We start from the raw sequence: 6,548 nt of genomic DNA on the forward strand, positions 1-6,548 counted from the left end.
GATGGTCAACGAAGACGCGCCACTGGACGTGGGTAAGCCATTCCGAGAGCAATTCATCAAACAGAAAGCGGCAACCGGAATTCCAAATTGGACCAACCCTTTGCTGACGAATTGATTCCGACCATGCCTCCGCGCTGCGACTGCGTCGCTCCGCGGATTGTCGAGTCAGTCGTCAATGACGTTTCAACGTGTAGGATGGGCACTCTTGCCCGTCCGAGTCGGCCAAGCCCCGTATCACAACCCGACGTGTGAGTTTTGAAGTTGCGATTTTGCGTGAGGCATCGGTTTTTCATAACCCGACGCGTCAGCGAGGCGAAGTCAACATCGTTATTCCCTCGCTGACGCTTCGGGTTTTGAGAATAGCGCAACTTCAAAACGCGTCAGCGAGGGACTCCCCCCAACTCCCACGACGGCCCCATCCGGGGCCAGCGTTTGTTTTCCGGCATCGGTCTCTCGGGGCATCCGTCCCGAGCGAAGCATGACGCGCCCATCCGGGGCGAAACCCCGACGCCTGCCACCATCTATTTTTCGAACATACCAAGCGACGGGCAGTTGTTTGCAGCGCAGACGCCGAACGATCCGCCAGAACGTATCTTCAAACACTGGACCTCCAATCCCGTCGTGAGGGAAGGTGGCTCCTGACTTGGCGGCTTAGACCATGCTGCTAAGTTGTCCCTGTGTTTGAATCCTTTGAACTGCTTCCTGCCCCTTGTTTTGCCCCCGATTTGATGCATTCCATCTCATTCATCCATCGTTTCTCATTCTGTGTCTCCTGGTGCAGGCTGCTGGCGCTGCTTGTGCTGGCGTCCCAATGCGCTCACTCCGCTAACGCGGAACCGAAAGCGATTGATCCGCGCCCGAACATCGTGTTGATCTTCGCGGATGACCTTGGCTACGAAACACTCGGATGCTACGGCGGCCTCGACTTTCATACGCCACGGTTGGATCACATGGCGTCAGAAGGTCTGCGGTTTTCGCGAGCCTACACCAGCCCCGTCTGCACGCCATCACGAGTCAGTCTGCACACCGGATTGTATGTGATGCGGCATCGTCAAACCGATGTGTTGCCGGTTCATCTGGGCACGAACAAGTATGTTGATTTCCAAAAATTGCCGACGTTTGCACAGCAACTGCGATCCGCAGGTTACGCGACATCCGTGACGGGAAAATGGCAGCTTGCGACATTGGAAAAACATCCCCATCACATCCGTGACAGTGGATTCGATTCCTGGTGCGTCTGGCAGATTTGGAGAGACGGTGCCAAGACCGTTCGGCATTGGAACCCGACCTTGAATCACGATGGACGCGTTCGCGATGATGTCGGCGAACGTTTTGGCCCCGATGTTTTGGTGGACTACGTCATCGATCAAATGCGGGAAGCAACGGAAGCCAGCCAACCGTTTCTGATTGTGCACAATGAAATGCTACCGCATGATCCGATCATTCAAACTCCTGACGACCGAACGGCGGGACGATCCGCGTCGCTCGGCAACATGATCACCTACTTGGACAAATTGGCCGGGCGAGTCCTGGATGCGGTTGATGACCTGGGCATTCGCAAGCACACCTATGTGATTTTCATGGGGGACAATGGCACCCACCAACGCGACTTTCGGAATCCCAGAGCGGGAGAACCAAACGAACGCCCGCACACTCGGCATACCAAGGCCGGTCAAGTCAACGGAGGGAAGTATGAACTCAACGACGCGGGAACTCATGTTCCTTTGATTGTTTGGGGCCCCGATCAAGTTCCTGTCGATTCGGTGTGCGACGATCTGGTCGACGTCGTTGATCTGTTCCCGACATTTTGCGATTTAGCAAGACACAACCTTCCTGACTCCCTCGCCATCGACGGTCACAGTATCGCGTCTCAGTTCCATGGCCAGGTCGGCCCCAAGCGTGACTGGGTGATTCACGGCATCCGGTCAGATGTGAATGTATTTGACGGCCACTGGCGTTGGGCCAATCACTCGGACAAGCTGATTGATGCAAGCGAGTTACCCAAAGAGCAACACACCGACGCGTTATCGGATCAAACAACCGAAGCGTCCGACGCGAACCAGCGTCTAAGCAACGTTTTTCAGACGGTGTCCGACTCCTCCCCCGCTCCACCGCCCCAACGTGCGGAGTAGTTTCCGAGGTGCCAACATCGCTGATTGAGGCCCCGCTACTTAGTTGCGTCTGGTAGTTGTAGGGATCGCAATCGCTTGCAGCGATGGTTGCGTTCATGCCGACTGAGGGCCTCAGTCGGCTACAGACTCGCAAAAGGGGACGGGGGTCAAATCCCGCTTGATCATGATGCCTTTCACGACAGGTCCGCCGATCGGCACCGATCAGCAACTTCCTTTGGGACATCAAAAAAGAAGCGGCGAGCATGGCTCGCCGCTTCTTGAGTATCATTCAGTGAGCTTTGACAGCTCAGATTAACGACCGCCCATACTGGCTTCGATCTGTTTTTGGATCTTGCCCAAGTTGAACGAACCAGGCGTTTGGCTTGGTGGGAACTCCTTCATCGTTTTTAGGAAGTTACCCGCATACTGCTGCATCGGAGCCAATACAAAGACGCGTGACAAGAACCAATCGTTGTAGGTGTTTGAGTTGTGCTGAGCTTTCTCAAATGGGTCGCGACGCAAGTTGAACAACAACGGCACTCGAAGTTCGACAAACGGTTCACGCCAAACTTCAAACGCCACCCCTCGGTTCTCGAGAAAGACTGCCTTCCAGTCTTCATAGCGAATCGCGACGATTTGTCCGTCATCGTTGACGTACATGAACTCTTTCCGAGGCGACTCATCGGTTTTTCCGGTGAGGTAATCCAATTGGTTATGACCGTCGATGTGGTTCTTGTAAGAACGACCATTCAGCTCAACCCCCTTGAGCAGTTGCTCTTTGATGTCGGTCGAACCCGCGATCGCAGCGAATGTGGGCAGCCAATCTTCGTGAGCCACAATCCCGTTCAGGACCGTGCCAGCTTTGAATTTGCCGGGCCAACGAACGTAACAGGGAACGCGATAGGCACCTTCCCAGTTGGAGTTCTTTTCACTGCGAAACGGAGTCGTTCCGGCATCGGGCCAGGTGTTGTAGTGCGGCCCGTTGTCGGTTGAATACTGAACGACGGTGTTGTCGGCGATGCCGAGTTCATCCAACAAGTCGAGCAATTCGCCGACTTGCATGTCGTGCTCGATCATGCCATCGGTGTATTCGTCATTGCCTTTGTGTCGGTGTTCTTCTTTGACGTGCGTGCGAAAGTGCATCCGCGTCCCATTCCACCAGCAGAAAAATGGCTTGCCTGCTTTGTGCTGACGGGTGATGAAATCCTTTGCGGCGGCAATGGTTTCTTCATCGATCGTTTCCATTCGCTTCTTCGTCAGCGGCCCGGTGTCTTCGATCTTTCCGTCGGCAGTGGCTTTGATCACACCACGAGGCCCGAAGGCTTGGCGGAAGGTTCGCCCGTCGGCCATCTTCATGTCACCGGGGTAGTCAAAGTTTTCTGGTTCTTCTTCGGCGTTGAGGTGATACAGGTTGCCGACGAATTCATCAAAACCATGTTGAGTCGGCAGGTGTTCGTCGCGGTCACCCTGGTGATTCTTGCCGAATTGGCCGGTGGAATATCCCAGGCTTTTCAGCACCGTCGCCATGGTGACATCCGTCTTTTGCCAGCCCTCTTTGGCACCCGGCAAACCGACTTTGGTCATCCCGCTTCGCACGGGAACGCTGCCGCCAATGAACGCGGCACGCCCGGCGGTGCACGACTGCTGACCGTAATAGTCAGTGAAGAAGATTCCTTCGTTAGCGACACGATCGATGTTGGGCGTTTTGTAGCCCATCATCCCGCGGTTGTAGTGACTGATGTTCTCTGTCCCAATGTCGTCACCCCAGATAACGAGAATATTGGGCTTGTCTTGGGCCTGAACTGTGAGGCTGAACGTCAGCGTCAGCAGGAAAGCTTGGAAGAAGAGAATACGAGACTTCATTTTTAGTGGCTCCTCACCGGAGGTGTGCACCATTGCAGGGCAAAGGGAATAGAAAAGTGGGTCTTGGTGAATCGGATTGAAGAGATGCAACGTCCATCCAGAGACTCACCACTCTCAGTCTATAGCCACACGGCCCGGGGTGGAGTCACCTCGCCTCAGAAGTCGTTACGTTTCACGAGGGAAACGGTCAGGACATGCGTTCTTGGATTGCGGCAGCAAATGCAGAGGTTTTCGAGTGTTCACCACGTCATTCTCCACCAAATGGACTCGCCGACGGGGCGTCCAGCCAAATGAATTGCTGGTGAAGATGTTCGCGGCATGAGAATCGTCGTCGCCTGACCAGACACCACGAACGGCGACTTCATGTGCCGACGGGCGGATTCAAAGCGAACTTCGTCCCTTTGAAACTTCGCCCCTTTGATTCGTCAAGCAGGTCGAGGTTCGTCGACCGGCCTGATCACAAACGACATTCCGGCAAACTACGACTTGCTGTAGCCCAATTGACGCATCACCACCAACATTTCGTCGCATGTGATGTAACGACGGTGGTGTGACATCTTGTAGCTGTCGATGGCAGCGGCCAACTCACGCCCATCATCGGAAAGGTCCGCGTGCGAGCTACCGAATTGCCGACGTTCACTTGCAAATGAGCCGCTCGACGATCCCCGGTTGCGCCGGCGGTCTTGCCGGGGCATTGATCCAGACGAAGGAGTTCCCTGAGTGACCACATCGGAGTTGCCCGAGTTCGACGCGAAAGAAGAACGATTCCGACGGGGCGGAATGACGGTCACAGGCGGTGTTTGGCTGACATTCGTCGTTGTTGGGAGCGGCATCAATTAGGATCCTCACACGGGTAACGAGCGTGTCCTGCACGCGTTTTCGAGAGACCTCTCACTACAAACGTAGGTCAAAAACAGAGCCTGGGGGGCCCAAAACTGCTTTTCATCCCCATCGTTGGGGGCGGTCTGTAGCGAAGGTGCCAGTTGGCGAAACAAATCGCCGTGATTCGAGTCTGGTTTCGCTGCCCATGGGAAATCGTTAACGTTTTGTTTGCAAACATCGCTCACGAATTGAGGTCGTTTGCTCGCTGACCGCTTCTCTGTTTGATTCCTCCGATACACCCGACGCCGAGATGCCCGACACCGCCCCAACAAGTCAACCAGAAGGCGATTTACGTTATCGTCGCGTGATCTTGAAACTCAGTGGCGAAAGCCTGGCCGAATCCGGCAAACGAGGCATCAGCGACAACGAATTGCTGGCGATCGCCAAGCAGATCAAGTCGGCCCACGTATCCGGTTGCCAAATCGCGATCGTCAACGGCGGTGGCAACATTCTTCGCGGAGCCTCTTTTTCGGGCGCCAATGCCTCCGTTCAAGAAGCCACGGCTCACTACATGGGAATGTTGGCGACGGTGATCAATTCGCTGGCGTTGCAAGACGCCCTGGATTCGATCGGATTGCAAACGCGAGTCATGAGCGCCTTGCCGGTGGATCGCGTCGCCGAACAATTCATCCGACGTCGCGCCATCCGTCACCTCGAAAAAGGCCGCGTGATCATCCTTTCCGGAGGAATCGGAAGCCCCTTCGTCACGACAGACACCGCTGCCGCTCAGCGTGCTCTCGAGATCGAAGCCGATGTGATCTTGAAAGCAACTCGCGTGGACGGCGTCTACAGCGACGACCCCGAAAAGAACCCTCATGCGGTTTTGTACGAACAACTCAGCTACAACGAAGTGATCCAAAAGAAGCTGCGTGTGATGGATGCCACCGCAATCGCGTTGTGCAACGAACACCGCAAGCCGATCTTGGTGTTTAATTTCAAACAGGACGGCAACATCGTTCGCGCTGTCCGAGGCGAGTCAGTGGGAACCTGGATCGGTGACCCACAGGACACGCAAACCAGCCAACAATGATTGCTACCAGCCCTTTCCCCTTCTCAATCCCCAGGATGACATGATGACCAGCGACGAGATATTGATGGACGCCGAAGAGCGAATGGACAAAGCCGTTTCGGTGCTGCAACACAATTTGTCGGGGATTCGCACCGGACGAGCCAACCCAGGATTGGTCGATTCGATCAAAGTCGAAGTCTACGGTTCGCTGACGCCACTGAAACAATTGGCCAGCATCGGGACTCCCGAGCCACAACAAATCTTGATTCGCCCGTACGACGCAACCACAATCAAAGATATCGAAAAGGCTTTGGTCGCCGGTGACTTGGGACTGAACCCACAAAACGATGGCCGCGTCATTCGCCTGAACGTTCCCCCGTTGTCCGGCGAAGTCCGCAAGAAAATGGTCTCGCGAATCAAGGAATTGGCCGAAGAAGCCAAGGTCTCGATCCGCAACATTCGTCGCGATGCGAACAAGGCCGCTGACACTGCCGAGAAAGACAAAGAAATGACCGAGGACGATCGCGATAAGACCAAAGAACAGGTGCAAGAGTTGACCAAGAAAGCTGAAAACAGCGTCAATGAATCCGCCAAAGCTCGAGAAGCGGAAGTGATGGAGGACTGATCCTCGATGACTCAATCGGTGCAATGCCCGCGATGTCTCGTGGCCGTCGCGGTCAGCG

At 55.0% G+C, this 6,548-nt stretch carries 5 protein-coding genes; 3 read left to right on the forward strand and 2 right to left on the reverse strand.

The window, feature by feature from the left end; translation table 11 throughout:
• Positions 1-866: 866 nt before the first annotated feature.
• A complete protein-coding gene (locus ACF8AM_RS21560; RefSeq protein WP_392557632.1) occupies positions 867-2,132 on the forward strand; it encodes a sulfatase-like hydrolase/transferase in 1,266 nt (421 codons plus the stop codon).
• A gap of 291 nt (positions 2,133-2,423) precedes the next feature.
• Here the strand turns inward: ACF8AM_RS21560 and ACF8AM_RS21565 are convergent, their stop codons facing one another.
• Both ACF8AM_RS21565 and ACF8AM_RS21570 read right to left on the reverse strand, forming a co-directional pair.
• The gene (locus ACF8AM_RS21565; RefSeq protein WP_392557633.1) at positions 2,424-3,974 is read right to left on the reverse strand and encodes an arylsulfatase; all 1,551 of its coding nucleotides are present in this window, start codon (positions 3,972-3,974) and stop codon (positions 2,424-2,426) included.
• A gap of 479 nt (positions 3,975-4,453) precedes the next feature.
• Positions 4,454-4,807, reverse strand: a complete 354-nt coding sequence (locus tag ACF8AM_RS21570) for a hypothetical protein (protein WP_392557634.1) — start codon at positions 4,805-4,807, stop codon at positions 4,454-4,456.
• A gap of 299 nt (positions 4,808-5,106) precedes the next feature.
• Between ACF8AM_RS21570 and pyrH the strand changes: the two genes are divergently transcribed.
• Positions 5,107-5,886: a UMP kinase gene (pyrH, locus tag ACF8AM_RS21575; protein WP_392557635.1), complete on the forward strand. Its 780-nt coding sequence runs from the start codon at positions 5,107-5,109 to the stop codon at positions 5,884-5,886.
• A 43-nt stretch (positions 5,887-5,929) separates the two neighbouring features.
• Positions 5,930-6,490: a ribosome recycling factor gene (frr, locus tag ACF8AM_RS21580; RefSeq protein WP_392557636.1), complete on the forward strand. Its 561-nt coding sequence runs from the start codon at positions 5,930-5,932 to the stop codon at positions 6,488-6,490.
• Positions 6,491-6,548 lie beyond the last annotated feature (58 nt).

This window comes from Rhodopirellula sp. JB055, assembly GCF_043100905.1.
GTDB lineage: Bacteria > Planctomycetota > Planctomycetia > Pirellulales > Pirellulaceae > Rhodopirellula.